Annotated in this window: 27 protein-coding genes; 3 read left to right on the top strand and 24 right to left on the bottom strand. The window is 63.6% G+C overall.

Annotated features, from left to right (window positions below; genetic code table 11):
- Positions 1-6 precede the first annotated feature (6 nt).
- Both LCM4576_RS01755 and LCM4576_RS01760 read left to right on the top strand, forming a co-directional pair.
- Entirely contained in the window at positions 7-609 is a 603-nt protein-coding gene (locus tag LCM4576_RS01755) for a TetR/AcrR family transcriptional regulator (RefSeq protein ID WP_071030062.1), read from the top strand.
- A gap of 31 nt (positions 610-640) precedes the next feature.
- A complete protein-coding gene (locus tag LCM4576_RS01760) occupies positions 641-1807 on the top strand; it encodes a P1 family peptidase (RefSeq protein WP_071030064.1) in 1167 nt (388 codons plus the stop codon).
- A 120-nt stretch (positions 1808-1927) separates the two neighbouring features.
- Here LCM4576_RS01760 and LCM4576_RS01765 read toward each other — a convergent pair whose 3' ends face one another.
- Complete coding sequence (locus LCM4576_RS01765) at positions 1928-2965, bottom strand: glutamine synthetase beta-grasp domain-containing protein (protein WP_071030066.1); 1038 nt, start codon at positions 2963-2965, stop codon at positions 1928-1930.
- A gap of 311 nt (positions 2966-3276) precedes the next feature.
- Here LCM4576_RS01765 and LCM4576_RS01770 point away from each other — a divergent pair, with 311 nt between their 5' ends.
- On the top strand, positions 3277-3471 hold the full coding sequence (locus LCM4576_RS01770) for a DUF2735 domain-containing protein (protein WP_071030068.1): 195 nt from the start codon (positions 3277-3279) through the stop codon (positions 3469-3471).
- 178 nt (positions 3472-3649) lie between these two features.
- Here the strand turns inward: LCM4576_RS01770 and LCM4576_RS01775 are convergent, their stop codons facing one another.
- The 23 genes from LCM4576_RS01775 to rpsN all read right to left on the bottom strand — a co-directional run bounded on the left by LCM4576_RS01775 (position 3650) and on the right by rpsN (position 24058).
- The gene (locus LCM4576_RS01775) at positions 3650-5539 is read right to left on the bottom strand and encodes an MFS transporter (protein ID WP_071030070.1); all 1890 of its coding nucleotides are present in this window, start codon (positions 5537-5539) and stop codon (positions 3650-3652) included.
- A 197-nt stretch (positions 5540-5736) separates the two neighbouring features.
- The gene (locus tag LCM4576_RS01780; RefSeq protein WP_071030072.1) at positions 5737-6528 is read right to left on the bottom strand and encodes an ATP12 family chaperone protein; all 792 of its coding nucleotides are present in this window, start codon (positions 6526-6528) and stop codon (positions 5737-5739) included.
- Positions 6529-6538: 10 nt separating this feature from the next.
- Positions 6539-7414, bottom strand: coding sequence for a DMT family transporter (locus LCM4576_RS01785; RefSeq protein ID WP_071030141.1), 876 nt, complete (start codon positions 7412-7414; stop codon positions 6539-6541).
- A 45-nt stretch (positions 7415-7459) separates the two neighbouring features.
- Positions 7460-8440 carry an RluA family pseudouridine synthase gene (locus LCM4576_RS01790; protein ID WP_071030074.1) on the bottom strand — a complete coding sequence of 327 codons (981 nt, stop codon included), beginning with the start codon at positions 8438-8440 and terminating at the stop codon, positions 7460-7462.
- A 123-nt stretch (positions 8441-8563) separates the two neighbouring features.
- On the bottom strand, positions 8564-8929 hold the full coding sequence (locus LCM4576_RS01795; protein WP_071030076.1) for a DUF779 domain-containing protein: 366 nt from the start codon (positions 8927-8929) through the stop codon (positions 8564-8566).
- Positions 8930-8994: 65 nt separating this feature from the next.
- Complete coding sequence (gene adh / locus LCM4576_RS01800) at positions 8995-10512, bottom strand: aldehyde dehydrogenase (RefSeq protein WP_071030078.1); 1518 nt, start codon at positions 10510-10512, stop codon at positions 8995-8997.
- 139 nt (positions 10513-10651) lie between these two features.
- On the bottom strand, positions 10652-11620 hold the full coding sequence (locus tag LCM4576_RS01805; RefSeq protein WP_071030143.1) for a helix-turn-helix domain-containing protein: 969 nt from the start codon (positions 11618-11620) through the stop codon (positions 10652-10654).
- Positions 11621-11880: 260 nt separating this feature from the next.
- Complete coding sequence (locus tag LCM4576_RS01810; RefSeq protein WP_071030146.1) at positions 11881-12708, bottom strand: aspartyl/asparaginyl beta-hydroxylase domain-containing protein; 828 nt, start codon at positions 12706-12708, stop codon at positions 11881-11883.
- Positions 12709-12897: 189 nt separating this feature from the next.
- Positions 12898-14208 carry a replication-associated recombination protein A gene (locus LCM4576_RS01815; RefSeq protein ID WP_071030080.1) on the bottom strand — a complete coding sequence of 437 codons (1311 nt, stop codon included), beginning with the start codon at positions 14206-14208 and terminating at the stop codon, positions 12898-12900.
- 47 nt (positions 14209-14255) lie between these two features.
- Positions 14256-15743, bottom strand: a complete 1488-nt coding sequence (locus LCM4576_RS01820) for a DegQ family serine endoprotease (protein WP_071030082.1) — start codon at positions 15741-15743, stop codon at positions 14256-14258.
- A 192-nt stretch (positions 15744-15935) separates the two neighbouring features.
- Positions 15936-16367, bottom strand: a complete 432-nt coding sequence (gene rplQ, locus LCM4576_RS01825; protein ID WP_040982999.1) for a 50S ribosomal protein L17 — start codon at positions 16365-16367, stop codon at positions 15936-15938.
- Between the two features lie 104 nt (positions 16368-16471).
- Positions 16472-17482: a DNA-directed RNA polymerase subunit alpha gene (locus tag LCM4576_RS01830; RefSeq protein ID WP_040983001.1), complete on the bottom strand. Its 1011-nt coding sequence runs from the start codon at positions 17480-17482 to the stop codon at positions 16472-16474.
- A 97-nt stretch (positions 17483-17579) separates the two neighbouring features.
- Entirely contained in the window at positions 17580-17969 is a 390-nt protein-coding gene (rpsK, locus tag LCM4576_RS01835) for a 30S ribosomal protein S11 (RefSeq protein ID WP_006205444.1), read from the bottom strand.
- A gap of 124 nt (positions 17970-18093) precedes the next feature.
- Positions 18094-18462: a 30S ribosomal protein S13 gene (gene rpsM, locus LCM4576_RS01840; RefSeq protein WP_027170351.1), complete on the bottom strand. Its 369-nt coding sequence runs from the start codon at positions 18460-18462 to the stop codon at positions 18094-18096.
- 210 nt (positions 18463-18672) lie between these two features.
- Positions 18673-19263, bottom strand: coding sequence for an adenylate kinase (locus LCM4576_RS01845; protein WP_071030084.1), 591 nt, complete (start codon positions 19261-19263; stop codon positions 18673-18675).
- Positions 19260-20600 (bottom strand): preprotein translocase subunit SecY, encoded by a 1341-nt coding sequence (secY, locus tag LCM4576_RS01850; RefSeq protein WP_040983006.1) that lies wholly within the window; start codon positions 20598-20600, stop codon positions 19260-19262. The genes LCM4576_RS01845 and secY overlap by 4 nt, the downstream gene beginning before the upstream one ends.
- 254 nt (positions 20601-20854) lie before the next feature.
- On the bottom strand, positions 20855-21328 hold the full coding sequence (gene rplO / locus LCM4576_RS01855; protein WP_040983008.1) for a 50S ribosomal protein L15: 474 nt from the start codon (positions 21326-21328) through the stop codon (positions 20855-20857).
- A 22-nt stretch (positions 21329-21350) separates the two neighbouring features.
- On the bottom strand, positions 21351-21548 hold the full coding sequence (gene rpmD, locus LCM4576_RS01860) for a 50S ribosomal protein L30 (RefSeq protein ID WP_027170355.1): 198 nt from the start codon (positions 21546-21548) through the stop codon (positions 21351-21353).
- A gap of 25 nt (positions 21549-21573) precedes the next feature.
- Complete coding sequence (gene rpsE, locus LCM4576_RS01865; RefSeq protein WP_071030086.1) at positions 21574-22143, bottom strand: 30S ribosomal protein S5; 570 nt, start codon at positions 22141-22143, stop codon at positions 21574-21576.
- Positions 22144-22219: 76 nt separating this feature from the next.
- On the bottom strand, positions 22220-22579 hold the full coding sequence (gene rplR, locus LCM4576_RS01870) for a 50S ribosomal protein L18 (protein ID WP_071030088.1): 360 nt from the start codon (positions 22577-22579) through the stop codon (positions 22220-22222).
- 138 nt (positions 22580-22717) lie between these two features.
- Positions 22718-23251 carry a 50S ribosomal protein L6 gene (rplF, locus tag LCM4576_RS01875; protein WP_040983015.1) on the bottom strand — a complete coding sequence of 178 codons (534 nt, stop codon included), beginning with the start codon at positions 23249-23251 and terminating at the stop codon, positions 22718-22720.
- Between the two features lie 90 nt (positions 23252-23341).
- On the bottom strand, positions 23342-23740 hold the full coding sequence (gene rpsH, locus LCM4576_RS01880) for a 30S ribosomal protein S8 (protein ID WP_040983017.1): 399 nt from the start codon (positions 23738-23740) through the stop codon (positions 23342-23344).
- A gap of 12 nt (positions 23741-23752) precedes the next feature.
- Positions 23753-24058: a 30S ribosomal protein S14 gene (rpsN, locus tag LCM4576_RS01885; protein WP_040983019.1), complete on the bottom strand. Its 306-nt coding sequence runs from the start codon at positions 24056-24058 to the stop codon at positions 23753-23755.
- Between the last annotated feature and the right edge of the window lie 4 nt (positions 24059-24062).

The following is a 24062-nucleotide window of genomic DNA, read 5'->3' on the forward strand; positions in this document are numbered from 1 at the left end:
ATCGAAATGGGCAGACCCAAGACACAGACCGATCGCCGCCTCACCCTGGTCGCAGCGGCGGAATCGATGATCGCCAAGCGCGGCCTCGCGGGCGTCACCTTGCGCGACGTGGCCAACGAGGCCGGCATGAGCTCGAGCGCCCTGCTCTATTATTATCCCGGCCTCAAGGAGCTTCTCGACGACGTGCAGAAGAAGGCGGTGGAACGCTTCTGCACCCAGCGCGCGTCATCGGTCGCCGCGATCGCCGATCCGCGGGCGCGGTTGAGGACGATGCTGGAAAGCGGCCTGCCGACCGATCCAGACGACCAGCTCTGCCGGCTTCTGCTGGAGCTCGGCGCCTATTCGCGCTCGGACGCCAGCTATGCCGCCCGCCATATCACGCTCTTCGAGCGCYAGGTGGCGATCTATGTCGRCATACTCGAGGCGGGCGCGGCCACCGGCATCTTCAAGCTGAATGCGGCGAGCGAGGTCATCGCCCGCAGCCTGGTCGTCCTCGAGGACGGCCTTGGCCTGCACCTCGTCAACGTCGTGCCGGCGGTCGACCACGCCTCTGCGATGGCGATCCTCGCCAGCTATGCAGAACTTGCGACCGGCTGCAGCCTTGGCTGAGCCGGCTCTCATCAATGGAGCATCCCTCAGCATGGACCAACGACTAGCCCCGACCACAACGCCGGCCGGCAAGACGCGCGCCCGCGGCCTTGGCATCCCCCTGCCCGGCACGCCAGGCCCGGCAAATGCCATCACCGATGTCGAAGGCGTGCTCGTCGGCTATTCGACGCTCATCAAAGGCGACGGCAGGCTCACCGTGGGCCATGGGCCGGTGCGCACGGGTGTCACCGCGGTCCTGCCTCTCGGCCGCGACGGCGTGGGGGTGGCATTGGCTGCCGGCTACCATTCCTTCAACGGCAATGGCGAGATGACCGGCGCCTCTTGGCTGGAGGAAGCCGGCAGCCTCTCCATGCCGATCCTGATCACCAACACACACGCGGTCGGCCCCTGTCATCGCGGCGTCATCGACTGGGTGGCGCGCAACAAGYCGCAACTGGCGAGCCAATGGCTGCTGCCGGTGGTGGCCGAAACCTGGGACGGCTATCTGAACGACATCAACGGCTCGCATGTCACTGTCGACCACGCGATCGAGGCTATCGACAACGCTGCCGGCGGCGGCATCGAGGAAGGATCAGTTGGCGGCGGCACCGGCATGAATTGCTACGCGTTCAAAGGCGGTTCAGGCAGCGCTTCGCGGATCGTCGACTATTGCCACCGCGCCTACACGGTCGGCGTCTTCCTGCAGGCCAATTTCGGCTCGCGCCAGGAGATCAGCATCGCCGGCGTGCCGCTCGGGCACGAGCTTGCCGCCGACAATCCGATGGAGGCGTATTTCAGCGGCGGGCCGACCGGCGCCGGCTCCTGCATCGGCATCGTCGCAACAGACGCGCCGCTGCTGCCCGGACAGTGCAAGGCGCTGGCCCGCCGCGTGCCGCTCGGGCTGGCGCGCACCGGCACCGCCGGCTCGCATTTCTCCGGCGATATCTTTCTCGCCTTCTCGACAGCCAACCCTGATGCTCTCAACGGTCGCTTCCCCAACGGCGCTCCGACAGAGAAGAGCTACAGCCATATGGATTTCGTTCCATGGGGCCGCATGGACGATTTTTACACCGCCGTGGTGCAGGCGACTGAGGAGGCCGTGCTCAACGCTCTGGTCGCCAATGAGGATATGGTCGGCCGCGACGGCAATCGTACCCCCGCCCTACCGCGAGACAAGGTGGTCGCGGCGCTGAAATCGCGCGGCGTCATCGCCGACTGACTGCAGCGGGCGGAGTTCGCGGGTAGTCGCCATGCAAAAAGCCCCGGCGTCGACCCGCCGGGGCTTTTAAGATCGTTTTCGTCGCGCCACTGGCTGGCAAGCCTGTGACGCCGAACAAAATCAGGCGGCGGCCGAAACGGCTGCGGTCGAGACCTGCGAGATCGTCTTCAGCACCTGCGAGGCGATCTGGTAGGGGTCGCCTTGCGAGTTCGGGCGGCGGTCTTCCAGGTAGCCCTTGTAGTCGTTCTTGACGAAGGAGTGCGGCACGCGGATCGAAGCACCGCGGTCGGCGACGCCGTAGGAGAACTTGTTCCACGGCGCGGTCTCGTGCTTGCCGGTCAGGCGCTTGTCGTTGTCCGGACCGTAGACGGCGATGTGATCCATCAGGTTCTTCTCGAACTGCGCCATCAGTGCCTCGAAATAGGTCTTGCCGCCGACTTCGCGCATGTACTTGGTCGAGAAGTTGCAATGCATGCCCGAACCGTTCCAGTCGGTGTCGCCGAGCGGCTTGCAGTGGAACTCGATGTCGATGCCGTATTTCTCGGTGAGGCGCAGCAGCAGGTACCGCGCCATCCACATCTGGTCGGCGGCCTTCCTGGAGCCCTTGCCGAAAATCTGGAATTCCCACTGGCCCTTCGCCACTTCGGCATTGATGCCTTCATGGTTGATGCCGGCGGCGAGGCAGAGGTCGAGATGCTCCTCGACGAGCTGGCGCGCGATGTCGCCGACATTCTTGAAACCGACGCCGGTGTAGTACGGGCCCTGCGGTGCGGGATAGCCGCTCTCGGGGAAGCCGAGCGGGCGGCCGTCCTTGTAGAAGAAATATTCCTGCTCGAAGCCGAACCAGGCGTCCTCATCGTCGAGAATGGTCGCGCGGCTGTTCGATGCATGCGGGGTGACGCCATCGGGCATCATGACTTCGCACATCACGAGAACACCATTGGTGCGGGCCGGATCCGGGTAAACCGCCACGGGCTTCAGCACGCAGTCAGAGCTGCGGCCCTCGGCCTGGTTGGTGGAGGAACCATCGAAGCCCCACAGCGGCAGCTGCTCGAGCGTCGGGAACTCGGCAAACTCCTTGATCTGGGTCTTGCCGCGCAGATTGGGGGTCGGGGTGTAGCCGTCGAGCCAGATATACTCGAGCTTGTATTTGGTCATTCCAGTGCCTCTCGTTGCTTGGACGCCGCCATGGCGGCATCGATGCATGGCCGGATCGGGCCGGCCTGCCGATGGTTAAAATGCAAGTCGTATGCCACTTCGATAGCGCGGGGTGCGGCAAAATGGTCATGGCAAAGCGTTGATTTTATTGAGCCGCCTTAGCAATGCGTTCGGATCGTTCAGGTGCTGATATTGATTAAATAATGTGCACGAGATGATCTTTTAATGGGCATATTGCCTAAAGGAGTCGCAGAACCTATTTTGGTGAAAAGGTGAATCGACATGCTCCTGGAAAGACAAGGAGATCGGCAATGCAAGTTACGCCATCGCGTCCATCGGCAAAAATTCTGATGTTCCCGCTTGCAGCAGGCAAGTCTRCCTCAAATTTAGGCGCAAAGGCCAAATTCGCAGCAGAGCTTGCAGCGCTCCGCGGCGAGCACGCCGATYTCGACGGCTGGTACCACGAGGCGGCGGTCGAGGAAGAAAACCAGCTGCGCAAGAGCTGATCGCCTCTTTGAATTCAGGAACGGAAAAGCCCGGCGCGATCGCTCGCGCCGGGCTTTCTGTTTTGAGCGGATGACCAGAGCAGTTCAGCGTTTGACAGGTTAGCCGACCTGCTCTGACTCAGCGTTTTATGCAATTCCGGACGGAAATCGCTGCGCACTTTCTTGGAATCGCTCTGGGTTACTCCTTGGCGTGCAGGTCCGTGCCGAGCGTATCCCTGACGAAGATCATGCCGATGATGAGCGACATCGCCGCGATGATCACCGGGTACCAGAGACCGTAGTAGATATCGCCCTTGTAGGCGCTGAGCGCGAACACCGTTGCCGGCAGCAGACCGCCGAACCAGCCATTGCCGATGTGGTAAGGCAGCGACATCCCGGTGTAGCGGATGCGGGTGGGGAACATCTCGACGAGGATGGCGGCGATCGGCCCATAGACCATGGTCACGAACAGCACCAGGATGAACAGGATGCCGATCGTAAGCGGCCAGTTGATGGCCGCCGGGTCGGCAGTCATGGCAAAGGCGCCGCCGCCCGGGATGGTGTAGACGGTGACTTCCGGCGCGCCGGCTGCCTCGTCCTTGGTCAGGATCTTGTCGGCGATCGCCTGATCGGTCTTCACCGTCGCCTTCTCGCCGCCGCGAATGGCCGTAGCGTCGAGCTTCAGTTCCGGGTTGGCCGCGACGAAGGCGTCGAGCTTCTGGTCCGCCACCTTGGCCGCGGCGCGCTTCAGCGGGTAGCCGCCGTCCTGCAGCGACGTGTTCACCGCCTTCTGGAAGGCCGCCTCCTTGGCCTTGGCCTGATCGCCGGCGGCAACGGCGTCATAAGATTCCACCGTCTCGTTGCCGATCTTGACCGTGGCAGCCGTGCCGGGGGCCGCGGTGGTCACCACGTCATAGGGCACCGAGTTCTTCGTGAGGAACGACGTCGCGATATCGCAGGAGGTCGTGAATTTCGCCGTGCCGACCGGGTTGAACTGGAACTTGCAGTCGCCGGGCGCCGCCGTCACCGTCGCGCGGGTGTTCTGCTGCGCGGTGGCCAGGGCCGGATTGGCGGCCCAGGTGAGCGCCTTGAACAGCGGGAAGGTGCAGACGATGCCCAGGGCGAGGCCGGCCATGATGATCGGCTTGCGACCGATCTTATCCGACAGCCAGCCGAACACGACGAAGAAGATCGAGYCGATGGYGAGCGCGATGGYGATCATGACATTGACCGACCACGCGTCGACCTTCAGCACGTTCTGCAGGAAGAACAGGGCATAGAACTGGCCATTGTACCAAATCACGGCCTGGCCGGCGGTGAGGCCGAGCAGCGCCAGCAGCGCGATCTTGGCGTTCTTCCACTGGCCGAAGGCTTCCGAGAGCGGCGCCTTGGAGCCCTTGCCCTCTTCCTTCATGCGCTGGAACGTCGGCGACTCCGAGAGCGACAGCCGGATCCAGATCGAGATGGCGAGYAGGAAGAACGAGACGATGAAGGGAATGYGCCAACCCCAAGCGGCGTAGGTTTCCTTGCTGAGCGACCCCTGCACGATCAGGATGACGATCAGCGACAGGAACAGCCCGAGCGTCGCCGTGGTCTGGATCCAGGACGTGTAGTAGCCGCGGCGGTCGTCCGGCGCGTGCTCGGCGACATAGGTCGCGGCACCGCCATATTCGCCGCCGAGCGCAAGGCCCTGCAGCATGCGCAGTCCAATCAGGATCACCGGCGCCGCAATGCCCCAACTGGCGTAGCCGGGCAGCAGGCCGACCAGGAAGGTGGACAGGCCCATGATCGTCATGGTGACGAGGAAGGTGTATTTGCGGCCGACGAGATCGCCGATGCGGCCGAACACCAGCGCGCCGAACGGACGCACGAGGAAGCCTGCGGCAAAAGCCAGCAGTGCGAAGATGTTGCGCGTCGCCTCCGGGATAGCCGGACTGAAGAAGGTCGAGCCGATGAAGGCGGCCAACGAGCCGTAGAGGTAGAAATCGTACCATTCAAAAACGGTGCCGAGYGATGAGGCGAAGATGACCTTCTTCTCCTCCCGCGTCATGYCGCGGCTGGTTCTGCCGGCGGTCGATGCCATTGCCATTGATAAATCCTCCCGTGAGATCCCGTCTGTCCTCCGCGGCTGCGCGCCACCATCCGCGCATCTGCGATGCGCGGACTCGAAAAACGCAGCCAACGAAGGAAAAAATGACAGAAAGGGCGCTCGAAAGGCACCGCGACGATGGGATTATGACTTTGGTATTAGGTGCGCTGCGAAAGCGGAGCAGTGCTTGAAATGCTTTAGCCCTGCAGCGCCTCGAGCAGGCTGACCGCCGCCAGCATGTCGCGCTTGCGGGCGGAGCGACGCGCCACCGCCTCGGCATCCTGGCCCCAATGCTCGATCTGCCAATCCTCGTCGACGTGGGCCGCGGCCCAAGCTTCCTCGGCGTCGATCTCGCCGAAATCGACGGCCAAGGCCAGCAGCGCCGATCCGGTCAGCGACGTCATGACATGGATGGCGGCCAGCCGCATCGGCTCCGCAYGCTGGCCAAGATGTGCGCCGAGCACGGCGATCGCTTCGCGCGGCTGCTCGACATGGATGACGCCTTCGGCAAGGTTGAAGCGCGCCCTGAGGCTGCCGCGTGCCCAGTCGAGCACCGGATCCCAGAGCTTGTTCTGGCGATCGACCAGTYCCTGCGGGCCGTCGGCGCGATAGCAAAGTAGATCGGACGAGGCGAAGCGCAGCACGTCTTCCAGCACCGCCTGCGGATCGGAGGCGACGCCGTCGATGGCGGTGTTGACGAGCCGCATGACGGGCATCGTCACGGGATCTATGACCTCGCTCTGCGCGCCGAATTCATCGGCCACARGTGACGCAGCCTTTTCAGTCGGCAGCACCATCACGGCCTTGCCTGGCGTGCGCACCGGCCTGCCGTCCAGATGGATGGCAAAACCGTTCTCGACGGGAGCCACCGAAACAGCCTTGTAGAAACGCTTCGGCAGCGGCGTCTTCATCTGGATCTGGGCGCGCCGCACCGGGTCGGGATCGGAGAGCAGTTTTCCGGCTTCGAGGTCTTCGAGGATATCGCGCATGCCGAACTCCCTAAACTGTTGGCTGCCTTCGCGCGGGCCGGTTGACGATGATCAGTCCGGCGGCGATCAGGCCGAGCGCCAGGATTATCCTGACGGTCGGCGGCTCGCCCAACAACACCGCGCCGCACAGGACGCCGAACACAGGCGACAAGAAGGCGAAACTCGACAGGCTTGCCGCCGGATAGCGCGTGAGCAGCCAGAACCACAACACATAGGTGAAGGCGACGATATAGAAAGACTGGAACAGCAACGCCAGTGTCGGCAAAGCGGCTACCGCGCGGATCGGCGGGCCGGCGAAAGGCATCACCAGGGCACCCACAATAGCGGCGCCGGCCAACTGATAGAGCAGCAGTTTCTCCGCGCGCGTCTCGACCAGCTTCGATCGCTTGATGACAATGCTGGTGGCCGCCCAGAGAATGCCCGAGCCAAGACTGAGCAGATCGCCGGTCAGCGTTGCGTCGCCGCCGGCAACGATGCCGTCGGAGAAAACCGCCGCCAGGCCGCAAAAGGCGAGAACAAGCCCACCGAGCTTGCGCGCGTTGATGCGCTCGCCAAGCAGAAAATGTCCGCCGATCAGCACCCAGAACGGCATGGTGTTGACCAGGAGCGTGTTACGGGCAACGGTGGTGTATTCGAGCCCGATATAGAGGCAGAGGAACTCGACGCCGAAGAGCACGCCGACGACGATGCCGGCGGCCAGCGTCCCGTCCGCCTCGAACAGCCTGATGCCGCGCAGCTGGCACCAGGCGAACACGCAGGCTCCCCCGAYAAGCGAACGGGCGACCGAGACGAACACAGGGTCGTAACCTGCATAGGAGACCTTGGCGGCGACGTAGTTCAGCCCCCAGGAGAAGGTCAGCCCGACCATGATGGCCGCCGCCGCCATGTCGACCGCGTCGCGGCGATCCAGTACGGGCGCAGCAGTCAAATCTCAGTCCTCCGCGCTCTGTTMGTCAAAGCCGAGAAGGTTCCAGCTCTGGCGCATATGCGGCGRCATTGGCGCGGTCACGTCGATCACGCCCTGGTCGGGATGCGGTATGACAATCCGGCGGGCATGGAGATGCAGACGGTTCTGGATGCCGCCCGGAAATTCCCAGTTGGTGTCGGCCTCGAAATATTTGGGATCGCCGATGATCGGGCAGCCGATATGGGCGGCGTGGACGCGAAGCTGATGGGTGCGGCCGGTGTAAGGCTCCATTTCCAGCCATGACAGCGACTGTGCCGCCTGCTCGACGACGCGGTAATAGGAGACGGCGTGATCGGCGCCCTTCTCGCCATGCTTGGCGATGCGCACGCGGTCGCCATCCGGCGTCGCCTCCTTGACCAGCCAGGTCGAGATCTTGTCCTCTCGCTTTGCCGGCACGCCCTTGACCAGCGCCCAGTAGGTCTTCTTGGTTTCGCGCGCCCGGAACGCTTCCGACAGCTTCATCGCGGCAAGACGGGTGCGAGCGACGACCAGCACGCCGGACGTGTCGCGGTCGAGGCGATGGACGAGGCGCGGCTTCTCGCCCTTCTGGTTGCGCCAGGCCTCCAGCATGTCGTCGACATTGCGAGTGACGCCGGAGCCGCCCTGCACAGCCAGCCCCGCCGGCTTGTTGAAGACGAAGACTTTCGGGTCCTCGTGCAAGAGCATCTTGGCGAGCACTTCGGCATCGCCCTGGTTGCGGATCGAGTGACCAGTGAGCGGAACGTCGCCCTTCTTGTCGACGTCGAGCGGCGGGACACGTACGGATTGGCCGGGCTCGACGCGGGTGTCGGCCTTGACCCGGCCGCCGTCGACGCGGATCTGGCCCGAGCGCAAGAGCTTTTGCAGGTGGCCGAAGCCGAGGCCCGGATAATGGACCTTGAACCAGCGGTCGAGCCTCATGCCCGCCTCGCCGGCCTCAACCGTGATCTGTTCGACACCTGCCATGGATACGCTTTTCCGTTTGAAAGCGGCGCCATAGCACTAAGGCGAGGATGTTGCGAGCCAAAGACCCAACAAAGCCGGACGATTACCCCAATCGTCGCGCTGTATGCCGTCCAGCCTGGTCGCTCAGTTGCCGGAAGACGGCGGCGATAGCACGCAAACCGTCGAGCGCGTCAGGAATCGCCTCTCGCGGCCATTGTCGAGCGAGAACATGCCGCCCCTGYCCTTCACCACGTCGATGATAAGGTCGGTGTGCTTCCAGGCCTCATATTGCGAGGCGCTGATATAGACCGGCGTATCGCCGATCTCGCCGAGCTTCACGTCATTGTCGCCGATCATGAACTCGCCGCGCGGATAGCACATCGGCGACGAGCCGTCGCAGCAGCCGCCGGACTGGTGGAACAGAACCGGGCCGTGATCGGCGATGATCTCGGCAAGCAGCGCCTCGGCCGCCGGCGTGGCCGTCACTTTGCCCAATGAAGCACTATCCATCAAAACCTCCTCCAACTGACGGGAGGACGCGGATGAACCGCGCCCTCCTCTTCGCCCTGGGAGGATCAGAAGAAGCCGAGCTTCTTGGGGCTGTAGCTGACCAGCATGTTCTTGGTCTGCTGATAGTGGTCGAGCATCATCTTGTGYGTCTCGCGGCCGATGCCGGACTGCTTGTAGCCGCCGAAGGCGGCATGCGCCGGATAGGCGTGGTAGCAGTTCGTCCACACGCGTCCGGCCTGGATGGCGCGGCCGAAGCGGTAGCAGCGATTGGCGTCGCGGCTCCAGATGCCGGCGCCGAGGMCATAGAGCGTGTCGTTGGCGATCGACAGCGCCTCGTCATCCTCCTTGAAGGTCGTCACGGACACGACAGGGCCAAAGATCTCCTCCTGGAAGATGCGCATCTTGTTGTTGCCCTTGAACACGGTCGGCTTGACGTAATAGCCGCCGGCTAGGTCGCCCGGCAGATGGTTCTGCTCACCGCCGGTCAGCACCTCGGCGCCTTCCTGGCGGCCGATGTCGAAGTAGGACAGGATCTTCTCCAACTGCTCGCTCGATGCCTGGGCGCCGATCATGGTGGCCGGATCAAGCGGGTCGCCCTGGACGATCGCCTCGACGCGCTTCAGCGCGCGCTCCATGAATTTGTCATAGATCTTCTCATGCACCAGCGCACGGCTGGGACACGTGCAGACCTCGCCCTGGTTGAGCGCGAACATGACGAAGCCCTCGATCGCCTTGTCGAAGAAGTCGTCGTCTTCGGCCGTCACATCCTGGAAGAAGATGTTGGGCGACTTGCCGCCGAGCTCGAGCGTCACCGGGATGAGGTTCTGGCTGGCATATTGCGAGATCAGGCGGCCGGTCGTGGTCTCGCCGGTGAAGGCTATCTTGGCGATGCGGTTCGACGATGCCAGCGGCTTGCCGGCCTCGAGGCCGAAACCGTTGACGATGTTGAGCACGCCTTCGGGCAGAAGGTCGCCGATGAGGTCGGCCCACAGCATAATAGAGGCGGGTGTCTGCTCGGCGGGCTTGAGCACCACGCAATTGCCGGCGGCAAGCGCCGGCGCCAACTTCCACACCGYCATCAGCAGTGGGAAATTCCACGGGATGATCTGGCCGACGACGCCGAGCGGTTCGTGGAAGTGGTAGGCGACGGTGTCGTGATCGATCTCGGAGATCGAGCCTTCCTGGCTGCGCAGCACGCCGGYGAAATAGCGGAAATGGTCGACGGCCAGGGGAAGGTCGGCGGCCGTCGTCTCGCGGATCGGCTTGCCGTTGTCCCAGGTCTCGGCGAGCGCCAAAAGGTCGAGATTGTCTTCCATGCGGTCGGCGATGCGATGGAGGATCAGAGCGCGTTCCGCGGGGCTGGTTCTGCCCCAGGCGTCCTTGGCTTTGTGTGCGGCATCGAGCGCTGCCTCGATGTCGGCCGCATCCGAGCGGGCGATCTCGCACAGGGGCCGTCCGGTGACCGGCGAGATGTTCTCGAAATATTTGCCGGAATGCGGYGCTGCCCACTTGCCGCCGATGAAGTTGTCGTAACGCTTGGCGAACGGAACCTTGGCTGCGCGCGAGAATTCCACCTTGTTCATGTCTTCCTCCCGTAAAGGCGCGCCGCGGGATGCGGCGCGTTGGCGGAGGATTTTGCGGATGGTTGCCGCCTTGTCAGCCGGGGGCCCGGCGATCGCGGCCGCCGAGTGTCGCAGAACTGCGACAGGTCAGATCAGGAAATCAATGCGGGCGGCGGATTTCGAAACGGGCGAGCTTGCGATGCAGCGTCGCGCGCGAAATGCCGAGATTTTKGGCTGCCGCCGAGACATTGCCGCCGGCTCGCGCCATCGCCCGCTGCAACGCGCCGCGCTCGGCGTCGTCGAGGTCTTCCTTCGCCTTTGCCTGGTCGCCGAGAACGTCGGCAGCCAGCAAACCCCGGGCCAGGGCTTCGCCTGTTATTCCCAGTGCAAGCCGCGCCGACCGGGTCGCGCCGATCACCAGGTCATCCTGGTCGACCGCGATCAGCGCGCCGGCCCCGCGCTCGGCGACCGGCGCCAAAAGGATGCGGGCGTTGGAATACACCATTCGGAAATTCTCCGCCTCGATGCGGCGMGCGGCATCGCCAACCGCGACGGAGATGAGCTGGACGAATCCCTCCGTCAGGTCCGAACGGCAGGACGATACGTCGAGCGCGGCCGCCAGATTGCCTTCATGGTCATAGACCGGCGCCGTGGTGYAGCTCAGCAGCGTGTTGCGCGAAAAGAAATGCTGGTCGCGATGGATGGTCAGCGCCCGCTGCTCGGCAAGGCAGGTGCCGATGCCGTTGGTGCCTTCGCTGTCCTCACTCCAGACCGTGCCGGTCCACAGGCCCCATTCGTCGAAGGTTTCGTCGTCGGCGACCGCGCCCCGGCGCTCGACGGGGATGCCGTCGCGGTCGGCCAGCATCACGCAGCAACCAACTCCGCCGACCGCCTGGTAGAGCCGGTTGAGGCTTGCCTCGGCGGCGCGGATCATCCGCTCCATGCGCTGGCGGGCCCCTCTCAATTCGCCTTCGGTCAGCCGCCTGGGCGCCTTGCGCTCGGCCGGATCGAGATGGTGCAGTTGCAGCGAGCGCCGCCATGAGGCCACCAACGCCGAATGGGCCGCGTCGCTTTTCGCGATCGAAGCCTGGACCAGATCCGCATGCACGGCGGTTTGCCGTCCGATCAACCCTATCCTCCCGGTGAGCGGAACCTCCTTCCGCTCCGTCGCCATGCTCGCAGGAACATAGCCGACAATCCAAAGCGGTTCGGCCTTTGATACAATTGCCGACCGCGCAGACATTTGATTCCAAGCAATTCCACGCGGAAATCGCTACGCATCGCCTGGAACTGCTCCGGAGTTCTAAAGGTCGCAGTGTATCGGCGCCATAGGACGTTGGTTTAAACGGGACCCGGCCACTAGGGGCCGAACCCCGGAGCTTGCAGGGATCAATTGGCGGCGGCCTTCGGCTTGGACGAGCCGATCATCTTCCAGTTCTTGTAGAAGACGGAATTGATGCGCTCCACGCTGACCGAGACGATGGCGAGAAGGCCCGCGATCAGCCTCGGGAACGGGGATGGCCGGATGATGTCGACGAAGACGCAGTAGCGCYGACCGTCATATTCGTTGACCGAGCGGTGGAACAGCGTGTCGTCGAAGATGAACAAAGGATTGTCGTACCAATAGTTCTTCTTGCTGCCGCACTGGACGAAGATCTCCGCCTGCACCGGGATCAGATTGTAGAGGATGCGCAGGCTGAGCCGCAGCGGACCGAAATGCCAGGACGTGGATTCACGCTTGCTGAAAACGGATACCGCGATCGTCTTGATGTATTTGTAATCCTTATTGAATTCGGGAACGTTGTCGATCTTGTGCTTGCCGTACCACTGGTAGACATACATACCGCGCCGGCCGGCGCCGAAATTAGCGTCGATGTCGGCGATGATCTCGTCCTTGCGGGCTTTGAAGACGCCCAGGACCTCGTTGATCTCGCGCTGATAGTCCTCAGGGAACTGCTCGGGCTTCCAGACACCGGGGTTGCGGTAGCAGAGTAGGTCGACGATCAGGTTGAACGGCGACAGCAGCCAGGTGAACAGGCCGTTGCCGAGGAAGTAGCGCTCGAACAGGTTCCGGTTCTTCCGGTCGTTGCGCATGACGTCGATCAGGCCGCAGACGACCCAGATCGCCGTGATGATCGGGATAAAGTAGAAGGCGAGCGCAAGAACCACGACCGCGATGGCGGCCTTGCGGAGCGACTTGACGGTTTGCTTTTTCATTGTCATTCGCGCGGGAGCGCGATCCTGTTCCATGGGACAAAATCACGGCGACCCCCGCCAGCCGTGCGTCTTGATAGGATTTTTTGTTTCCCGGCACAATGCCGACGCACGGGTCCAAGCGGTCTGCCGGTGCAAATATTTGGAGCGGTCTACTCCACTTCAGCGCCATGTCCCGTCGGGCCGCGCGACTCAGCTGTTCCGCTCGCTGCGCAGCTTCGCCCAGTACTCCAGCCGCTTGCGGATATCGYGCTCGAACCCGCGTTCCGGCGGATCGTAGAAGGTGTGCCGGCCCATCTTCTCCGGAAAATAGTCCTGGCCGGAAAACGCGTCCGGCTCGTCATGGTCGTAGCGATAGCCGGCGCCGTAATCCTCCTGCTTCATCAGCTTGGTCGGCGCGTTGAGAATGTGTTTCGGCGGCAGCAGCGAGCCGAACTCCTTGGCCGCCGCGGTCGCGGCCTTGAAGGCTGTGTAGACGGCGTTCGATTTCGGCGCGGTGGCGAGATAAACGGCGGCCTGAGCGAAGGCAAGCTCGCCCTCGGGCGAGCCAAGATAGTCATAGGCATCCTTGGCCGCGTTGGCGACGACAAGCGCCTGCGGATCGGCGAGCCCGATATCCTCCACCGCCATGCGCACGAGCCGGCGGCCGAGATAAAGCGGATCCTCGCCGGCATCGAACATGCGGGCGAGGTAATAAAGGGCGGCATCCGGATCGGAGCCGCGCACCGATTTGTGCAGCGCCGAGATCAGGTTGTAGTGGCCATCCTGGCCCTTGTCGTAGATCGGCGCGCGGCGCTGGATGACGCGCTGCAGACCCTCCGGGCCAAACACCTCGCCTTTCTTGGCGGCGCGCCAGACTTCCTCGGCCAGCGTCAGCGAGGCGCGGCCGTCGCCGTCGGCCATGCGGATCAGCATCGCGCGCGCCTCGTCATCGAGCGGCAGCGCCCTGCCCTCGGTTTCTTCCGCCCGCGCCAGAAGCTTGGCGATGCTTTCCTCGCCCAGCGAACGGRACACCAGCACGCGCGCTCGCGACAGGAGCGCCGCGTTCAGCTCGAAGGACGGGTTCTCCGTGGTGGCGCCGACCAGCACCACGGTGCCGTCTTCCATCACCGGCAAAAACCCGTCCTGCTGGGCGCGGTTGAAGCGATGGATCTCGTCGACGAAGAGCAGCGTCTGGCGGCCGTTGGCGCGCCTGAGCTTCGCCGCCTCGAACACTTTCTTGAGATCCGCGACGCCGGAAAACACGGCGGATATCTGCTCGAAGGCAAGGTTGGTCTCGCCGGCGAGCAGCCGCGCCACCGTCGTCTTGCCGGTACCGGGCGGACCCCAGAAGATCATCGAGCCGAGCGAGCCGGAATCGATCAGCCTGGTCAGCGCGCCGTCAGGGCCGGTCAGATGCTCCTGGCCGACAACCTCACCAAGATTTTTCGGGCGCAGCCGGTCGGCCAGCGGCCGCCCGGGCGGCGCCTTTTCCGGCTCATCGGAACTGAACAGATCGGCCATGCAAGCCTTTTGGTTGAGATGCGATCTTCAGAGATGGGCAGACCGCCTCAATAACGCAACACCTGCCGCAGTATCTGCCCGCCGCGTTCGACGGTAAAGCGCCACCAGCGCGTGTCCTGCTGAGCAACCTGCGCCAGCGTCGCCGCGGTGTCGATGGTGGTGCCGTTCACCTCGCGCACGATATCGCCAGGCTGGAAGCCGAAATCGGCGGCCGGCGAATCGCGGCTGATATCAATGACGGTGACGCCCTTGAGGTCGGTGCGAAGGCCAAGCCGCTGGGCAAGCCTGGGCGAAAGTTCCGCAACCTTGGCGCCGGAAAAGGGACTGCGGCCACGCAGGGTGACCTCGCTGGGCTTGGCGCCTTCGGGCGCACGCTCCAGCGGGATTTCCAGCGTCGCCTGCTGCCCCTTGCTCAGCACGGCGAACGTCGCCTTGGTGCCGATCGACAGCGTCGCCATGCGGTAGTCGAGCGCCTCGACGCCTTCGACCGGCGTGTTGTTGAGCGACAGGATGACGTCGCCCGGCTTGAGGCCGGCCTTGYCGGCGGGCCCGGCCGCGTCAACCGACGACACCAGCGCGCCGGTCGGCTTCTCCATGCCGAGCGATTCGGCGATCTGCGGGGTCACCATTTCGAACTCGGCGCCGATATAGGGACGCTCGAAGAAGTCGAGGCCGGCCTTGGCGGCGTCGGCGAAGGCGCGCACCATGTTGGAGGGAATGGCGAAGCCGATGCCGATCGAGCCGCCGCTGCGGCTGTAGATCGCCGTGTTGATGCCAACCAATTGGCCGCCCATGTTGATCAGCGCGCCGCCCGAATTGCCGGGATTGATGGCCGCATCGGTCTGGATGAAATAGCCAGAATCCGAGACGCCGATGTGGCTGCGGGCGAGCGCCGAGACGATGCCGCTGGTGGTGGTCTGGCCGACCCCGAACGGGTTGCCGATGGCGAGCACCAGGTCGCCGACCTCGAGCGCGTCGGAATCGCCGATGGCAATCACCGGGAACGGCTTGTCGGCCGAGATTTTGAGCACGGCGAGATCGAGCGTCTCGTCCTTGAGCATGACCTTGGAGGTGAATTCGCGTCCGTCCGCGGTCGCCACCTTCACCTCGTCGGCGTCCTTGATGACGTGGAAGTTGGTAACGATGACGCCGCTCGGATCGACCAGCACGCCGGAGCCCAGCGAGGACTGCGCGCGCGGCTGGGCGCGGCCGAAGAACTCCTCGAAGAAGGGATCGCCCTCGAAGGGCGAGGTCACCTTGGCGGTCTGCGAGGCATAAACATTGACGACGGCCGGGGCCGTTTGCTTGACCAGCGGCGCGAAGGAGAGCTGCACCTCCTCGCGGCCGAACGGCACGCGTTTGTCGGGCCCGGACGTGCCGTTCTCGCCCTCGACGCCATGCAGCAGATCGGTCAGCACATCGGAGAGGCCCGGATCGGCCGGCTTGGCGGCATTCTCGGCAAAAGCCTGTCTTGCGGYCGGTGYCGCGGCGAAAAYGGCCAGCGCGGCAACAAGAAACAGTCGTTTGAGGTGCATTCCGAATCCTCCAGATCGGGCGCCATTGTCCCGACGATTGTGCAGAATGAAAGGCTAATGCACACAAATGCGACACTTGTCGCGCAAAAGCGTGAGCCCAGACGTGAAATTCCGCTCGCTCTGCCCAAATCTCTTCCAAATGCAAAAAGGGGCCCGTAGGCCCCTTGAAGTCATTGACGAAAAAGCTTGGCCTCAGGCGGCCGCGGCTTCCTCATTGGCGCCTTCAGCCTCGAGACGGGCGCGGTCGGCGGCGCCCTTGGCCGACGTGTCGCGATCGACGAACTCGATGACCGCCATGGCGGCGTTGTCGCCCTTGCGGAAGCCCGCCTTCATGATGCGCAGATAGCCGCCATTGCGCTGCGCATAACGCGGCGCAATCGTGTCGAACAGGCGCTTCACGACCGGTTCGTTGCCGATCTGGGCGATGACCTGACGACGGGCGTGCAGGTCGCCGCGCTTGCCGAGCGTCACCAGCTTCTCGACAATCGGACGCAGGTCCTTCGCCTTCGGCAGCGTGGTGACGATCTGCTCGTGCTCGATCAGAGACACGGCGAGGTTGGCGAACATCGACTTGCGATGGCTGATGCTGCGGGCGAAGCGACGGCCCTTGAAACCGTGGCGCATGGCTCTTTTCCTTCTTCAGTTGTTCAAGAGGCCACGGCCTCTGATGGTTTTCCGCATGACCGTCGGATCGAGCGGCTCTCGCCGCCGATCCTTGGAATTCATGCTCAATATTGGTCTTCGTAACGCTTGGCGAGGTCTTCGATGTTTTCCGGCGGCCAGTCCGGCACTTCCATGCCGAGATGGAGGCCCATGGCCGCCAGCACTTCCTTGATCTCGTTCAGCGACTTGCGGCCGAAGTTCGGGGTGCGCAGCATCTCGGCTTCGGTCTTCTGGATCAGGTCGCCGATATAGACGATGTTGTCGTTCTTCAGGCAGTTGGCCGAACGCACCGAAAGCTCGAGCTCGTCGACCTTCTTGAGCAGCGCCGGGTTAAAGGCGAGCTCGGTGACGGCTTCAGCGGCGACTTCCTTCTGCGGTTCGTCGAAATTGACGAACAGCGCGAGCTGGTCCTGCAGGATGCGGGCTGCGAACGCGACCGCGTCCTCGCCCGAGATCGAGCCGTTGGTCTCAATGGTCATGGTGAGCTTGTCATAGTCGAGCACCTGGCCCTCGCGGGTGTTCTCGACCTTGTAGGAGACCTTCTTGACCGGCGAGTAGAGGCTGTCGACCGGGATCAGGCCGATCGGCGCGTCTTCGGCGCGGTTGCGCTCGGCGGGCACATAGCCCTTGCCGGTGTCGACGGTGAATTCCATGCGGATCTCGGCKCCCTCGTCCAGCGTGCAGATGACGTGGTCGGGGTTGAGGATCTCGACGTCGCCCACGGTCTGGATGTCGCCTGCGAGCACTGCGCCCGGGCCTTGCTTGCGCACGACCATACGCTTGGGACCATCACCTTCCATGCGGATGGCGATTTCCTTGATGTTGAGCACGATGTCGGTCACGTCCTCGCGCACGCCGGCGATGGACGAGAACTCGTGCAGCACGCCGTCGATCTGCACGGCGGTCACAGCCGCGCCGCGCAGCGAAGACAAAAGCACGCGCCGCAGCGCGTTGCCCAGCGTCAGGCCAAAGCCGCGTTCGAGCGGCTCGGCCACCAGCGTGGTCAGCGTCTTCTTCTTCGACGAGAACTCGATCTTGTTCGGCTTGATCAGTTCCTGCCAGTTCTTCTGGATCATAAATGTCTTCCTTCCTTTGCCCCGCCACCATCCAATCGTGGCGGGCGACACGGAAAACCGCGGAGGAACGCCGTGGCGTTCGCGCGGCGCTTAAAAATCAGACGCGGCGCTTCTTGCGCGGACGGCAGCCATTGTGCGGGATCGGCGTCACGTCACGGATCGAGGTGATGGTGAAGCCGGCCGCCTGCAGCGCGCGAAGGGCCGATTCACGACCGGAGCCGGGTCCGCAGACCTCGACCTCGAGCATGCGCATGCCGTGTTCCTGCGCCTTCTTGGCGACGTCCTCTGCGGCCATCTGGGCGGCGAACGGGGTCGATTTGCGCGAACCCTTGAAGCCCTGGGCGCCGGCCGACGACCAGGCAATCGAATTGCCCTGCGCGTCGGTGATGGTGATCATGGTGTTGTTGAAGGTCGAATTGACGTGGGCAACGCCCGACGAGATGTTCTTGCGTTCGCGACGGCGAACACGAGCGGCTTCCTTGGCCATGGTAGTCCTTTCAGTTGATCTCTACACCGCCGTAATGCCAGCGGCTCCACCTTGGGAAGCGAGCAGGGAGTAGTGAGTAGCGAATAGAACCCTACTCGCTAATGACTACTCGCTATTCGCTCAATTACTTCTTCTTGCCGGCGATTGCCTTGGCCGGGCCCTTGCGGGTGCGCGCATTGGTGTGCGTGCGCTGGCCGCGGACCGGCAGCGAGCGGCGGTGACGCAGGCCGCGGTAGCAGCCGAGGTCCATGAGCCGCTTGATGTTCATCGAGACTTCGCGACGCAGGTCGCCTTCGACCTGGTAGTCGCGGTCGATCGTCTCGCGGATCTGCAGCACTTCCGCGTCGGTCAGTTGGTTGACGCGGCGGTCCGCCGGGATGCCGACCTTGTCGACGATCTCCTGGGCAAACTTCTTGCCGATGCCGTGAATGTACTGAAGCGCGATGACGACGCGCTTGTTGGTCGGAATGTTGACGCCGGCTATACGAGCCATTTTCTTCTCTTTCTCCATGTGGGCCGGGCATVCCCGGCGCTGTCGAAGTTGCCCCGCGTCCGGTGGAGGCCGGCCCTTGCGGGAGTTTCCTGGTTCAAAGCGGATGCCTTGCCCGCAAGGGCAAGCAAAGTCCATGCCTGATAGGAAGACGGGCCGCCATACCCCAACGGCCCACTCCAGTCAAGCGCAATCTTTAATTGTCGCCGCGACCTACTTCGCCGCGGCCGCGAGCACTTTGCCGATCTCGGCGGTCACGGCATCGATGCTGGCCATGCCGTCGACGGTCTTGAGCTTGCCTTTGGCGTAGTAGTAGCCGGTCAGCGGCGCCGTCTTTTTGTAGTATTCGCGCAGGCGTTCCTCGAACACCGCAGGGTTGTCGTCCTTGCGCACCGGCTGGCCGGCGGCCTTGGCATCCTCTGCGCGTTTTACGATTCGGCCAACCAGCGCCTTGTCGTCGACGACAAGCTCGATGACGGTGTCGAGCGCAATGCCGCGCTCGGCAAGCATCGCCTCGACCGCGTCGGCCTGCACCAGCGTGCGCGGGTAGCCGTCGAGGATGAAGCCCTTGGCGCAATCCGGCTGATCGATGCGTTCGGCGACGATGGCGTTGACGATTGCATCCGAGACCAGCTCACCGGCATCCATCACCGCCTTCGCACGCTTGCCGACCTCGGTTCCGGCCTGGACGGCGGCACGCAGCATGTCACCCGTCGAGAGCTGGGGGATGCCGTGTTTTTCTACCAGTCTTTGTGCTTGCGTCCCCTTGCCCGCTCCTGGCGGCCCAAGCAATATCAGCMTCATCTGCTCCTCTTACCCCCGCGCAACTTCGACTTCTTGATCAGGCCCTCATACTGGTGCGCGATCAGGTGGCCCTGAATCTGCGCCACCGTGTCGAGCGTGACACTGACCACGATCAGAAGCGATGTGCCACCGAGATAGAAAGGTACGCCAGTCGCCGAGATCAGGAACTCCGGCAGCAGACAGACCAGCACCAGGTAGATGGCGCCGACGACGGTGATACGCGTCAGAACATAGTCGATATATTCGGCGGTGCGCTCGCCCGGACGATAGCCCGGGATGAAGCCGGAATGCTTCTTGAGCTGGTCGGCCGTGTCCTTCGGGTTGAAGACGATCGCCGTGTAGAAGAAGGCGAAGAAGACGATCATGCCCGCATAGAAGATCATGTAGAGCGGCTGGCCGTGRCCGAGCGAGGCCAGGATCGTGCTTGCCCAGGCCGGCAAGTTGGTCGTCTGCGAGAAGCCCGCGACGGTCGCCGGCAGAAGCAGCAGCGAGGACGCGAAGATCGGCGGGATGACACCCGAGGTGTTGAGCTTCAGYGGCAAATGCGAGGTATCGCCCTGGAACATGCGGTTGCCGACCTGGCGCTTCGGATACTGGATGAGCAGCCGACGCTGCGCGCGCTCGAAGAAGACGATCAGCGCGATGACGACGATGGCCAGAACGATGATCGCGAGGATGAGACCGGTCGACAGCGCGCCGGTGCGGCCGAGCTCCAGAGTGCCGGAGATCGCCCGCGGCAAGCCGGCGACGATGCCGGAGAAGATGATCAGCGAAATTCCGTTACCGATGCCGCGCGCCGTGATCTGCTCGCCGAGCCACATCAGGAACATGGTGCCGCCGACCAGCGTGACGACGGTCGAGATGCGGAAGAACATGCCGGGATCGTTGACGATGCCGTTGCCGCCTTCGAGGCCGACCGAAATGCCGTAGGCCTGGATCAGCGCCAGAAGCACGGTGCCGTAGCGCGTGTACTGGTTGATGATCTTGCGGCCCTGCTCGCCTTCCTTCTTCAGCGATTCCAGCGACGGGATGACCGAGGTCATCAGCTGCATGATGATGGAGGCGGAGATGTAAGGCATGATGCCCAGCGCGAAGATCGCCATGCGCTGCACGGCGCCGCCGGCGAACATGTTGAACATGCCGAGCACGCCCTTGCTCTGCGAGGAGAAGGCTTGGGCGAAAGCGTCGGGATTTATGCCGGGAAGCGGGATATAGGTGCCGAGGCGGTAGACGAGCAGCGCGCCGATGGTGAACCAGATGCGCTTCTTGAGATCCTCGGCCTTGGCGAAGGCCGCGAAATTCAGATTGGAGGCTAGTTGTTCAGCAGCCGAAGCCATGCCTGATTCTCCGCTAGAGCATGCCGAAAAGTGTGGAGCGGTTTCCGGACGAGATCATGCTCTACTTCTTTGATTTCTATGTCACGCTCGATGCCCGCAGCTCAGGCGGCGCGTGTCACCGAAGCTCACGAGATAAGCTCCGGACCGTAAACATGCAAGCGGCCGCGTTGACGCGGCCGCCCAATTCACCAGATCAAAGCGCGGTTCGACGGAAAATGCGAAATCATCCCGATCGGCCGCGCTTCAAATCGCCGTTACTCGGCGGTGGCCGCTTCCGGCAGCTTCACCGAACCGCCGGCCTTCTCGATCTTCTCGATCGCGGCCTTGGAGGCGCCGGCCACGTCGAAGGAGAGCTTGGCCTTGAGCTCGCCGTCGGACAGCACGCGCACGCCGTCCTTGGCGCGGCGGATGACACCGGCGGCAACCAGGGCCTCAGCCGTCACGGCCGCCTTGGCGTCGAGCTTCTTGGCGTCGATCGCAGCCTGGATCTTGGCGAGCGACACGACCGCGAAGCTCTTGCCGAACAGGTTGTTGAAGCCGCGCTTCGGCAGGCGCCGGTAGAGCGGCATCTGGCCGCCCTCGAAGCCGTTGATGGCAACGCCCGAACGGGCCTTCTGACCCTTGACGCCGCGCCCGGCGGTCTTGCCCGAGCCGGAGCCGATGCCGCGACCGAGGCGCTTCCTGGAATGCGTGGCGCCGTCCTTGTCACGCAGATCGTTGAGTTTCATCATTCTTCTCCTGCGCTTCCGTTCACGCCTCGTCCACGACGCGGACGAGATGCTGGACGGCGGCGATCATGCCGCGCACGGAAGGGGTGTCTTCCAGCGTGCGCCGCTTGTGCATCTTGTTCAGGCCGAGGCCGACCAGCGTCGCGCGCTGCTCCTTCGGCCGGCGGATCGGGGAGCCGATCTGCTCGACGGTGATGGTCTTGGTAGCTTTCTTGGCCATGGTCGAAATCCCTGGTCAGCGTCGACTATTCTTCAGCCGCAACGGCGGTGCCGCGGCGGGCCTGAAGGGTCGAGTACTTGATGCCGCGCGCCGCAGCCACATCCTTCGGATGCATCTGGCTCTTCAGCGCGTCGAAGGTGGCGCGAACCATGTTGTAGGGGTTCGACGACCCCATCGACTTGGCGACCACGTCATGCATGCCCAGCGTCTCGAAGACGGCGCGCATCGGACCGCCGGCGATGATGCCGGTACCCTGCTTGGCGGCGCGCAGCAGAACGCGTCCGGCGCCCCAACGGCCCTCGACGTCGTGATGCAGCGTACGGCCCGAACGCAGCGGCACGAAGATCATGTCGCGCTTGGCCGATTYGGTCGCCTTGCGGATGGCTTCCGGCACTTCACGCGCCTTGCCGTGGCCGAAGCCGACGCGGCCCTTCTGGTCGCCGACGACGACGAGAGCGGCAAAGCCGAAACGACGGCCGCCCTTCACCACCTTGGCGACGCGGTTGATGTGGACGAGCTTGTCCACCATGCCGTCGTCACGCTCTTCGCGTTCACGCTCGCGGCCGCGGCCGCCTTCCCTACGTTCCTGTGCCATATCCTAGTCCTTGTTCTTTTCCGGAAGCACGGGTTGCTGTTTGCCGACGCCGCTTTGGGTCGTCAGCGGCGAAAAATCAGAAGCTCAAGCCGCCTTCGCGGGCAGCCTCGGCCAGCGCCTTGACGCGGCCATGATAGATGTACGGGCCAYGGTCGAAGACGACTTCCTTGACGCCCGCCTTGGTGGCGCGCTCGGCGATCAGCTTGCCGACGGCAGCGGCGGCAGCTGTATCGGCGCCGGTCTTGAGCGAACCCTTGAGGTCCTTCTCGAGCGTCGAGGCGGCGGCCAGGGTATGACCCTTGGCGTCGTCGATCACCTGGACGTAGATGTTCTTCGAGGTGCGATGCACCGACAGACGCGGGCGCGCGCCGGCGACCTTCTTGATCTGGCGGCGGATGCGCTGCGCGCGGCGCTGAGTGGCTTCTTTCGTGCTCATACTGTCAATTCCCTGCCTTCAGAAAACGGGGGCAACCCTGTGCGGTAGGCCAAGCCTCCCGCGGCCGCTCCCCGCGGCGTTACACTTCCGCGGCTTGGCCCTATCCGAAAAGTCCGAAACTTTTCGGGGCCGTGCCTATTACTTCTTCTTGCCTTCCTTGCGCACGATGCGCTCGTCGGCATAACGCACGCCCTTGCCCTTGTACGGCTCCGGACCGCGATATTCGCGGATCTCGGCGGCGACCTGGCCGACCTGCTGCTTGTCGATGCCCGAGACCGTGATTTCGGTCGGCTTYGGCACCGAAATGGTGATGCCCTGCGGCGTCTCATAGACCACGTCGTGGCTGAAGCCCAGCGCGAGCTGCAGGTTCTTGCCCTGCATGGCGGCGCGATAGCCGACGCCGGTGATCTCGAGCTTCTTCTCGAAGCCGTCCTTCACGCCTTGCAGGATGTTGACGATCTGCGTGCGCGACATGCCCCACTTGGAGCGGGCGGTCTTGGTCTGGTCGCGCGGCTGGACGGAAATCTCGTTGTTCTCCATCTTCACCAGCACTTCGTCGTTCACCACGAACTTCAGCTCGCCCTTCGGGCCCTTCGCCGTCACGGTCTGGCCGTTGACGGTCGCGGACACGCCCTGCGGCAGCGAAACGGGTTTCTTTCCGATACGAGACATTTTGTTGTCCTCGTCACTTCTTTCGTTTCAGGTTCCAGTTCCCGGGCGCGATCCCGAGAACCGAAGCCCATTCATCAATCTCTTGGCCGATCAGAAGATCTGGCAGAGGATCTCGCCGCCGACATTCTGCTCGCGCGCTTCATGGTCGGCCATGACGCCCTTCGGCGTCGAAAGGATGGCGATGCCGAGGCCGTTGGCGACCTGCGGGATCGACTTGGCCGAGACATAGACGCGGCGGCCGGGCTTCGAGACGCGCTCGATTTCGCGCACGACCGGGGCGCCATCGAAATATTTCAGCTCGATCTCGATTTCCGACTTGCCGTTTTCGAAGTCGGTCTGGCTGTAGTCGCGGATATAGCCTTCCGACTTCAGYACGTCGAGAACGCGGGTGCGCAGACGCGAGGCCGGAGTCGAAACGCTCGACTTCTTGCGGCCATAGGCGTTGCGGATGCGGGTCAGCATATCGCCGAGAGGATCGCTCAATGACATCTCAGTGTCTCCTTACCAGCTCGACTTGACCAGGCCAGGGATCTGGCCGGTGTTGCCCAGATCGCGAAGCGCGATACGCGAAAGCTTGAGCTTGCGATAAAAGGCGCGCGGACGGCCCGTGACCTCGCAGCGGTTGCGGATGCGGATCTTGGCCGAGTTGCGCGGCAGCGCCGACAGCTTCAACTGGGCGCGGAAACGCTCTTCCATCGGCTTGGACTGATCCATGATGATGGCCTTGAGCGCCGCGCGCTTGGCGGCGTACTGACCGGCAAGCTTGCGGCGCCGGTTGTTCTTCTCGACTGAGCTGGTCTTTGCCATTTCA

The sequence above is a fragment of the Mesorhizobium sp. LCM 4576 genome (genome assembly GCF_001854815.1).
In the GTDB taxonomy this organism is placed as follows: domain Bacteria; phylum Pseudomonadota; class Alphaproteobacteria; order Rhizobiales; family Rhizobiaceae; genus Mesorhizobium; species Mesorhizobium plurifarium.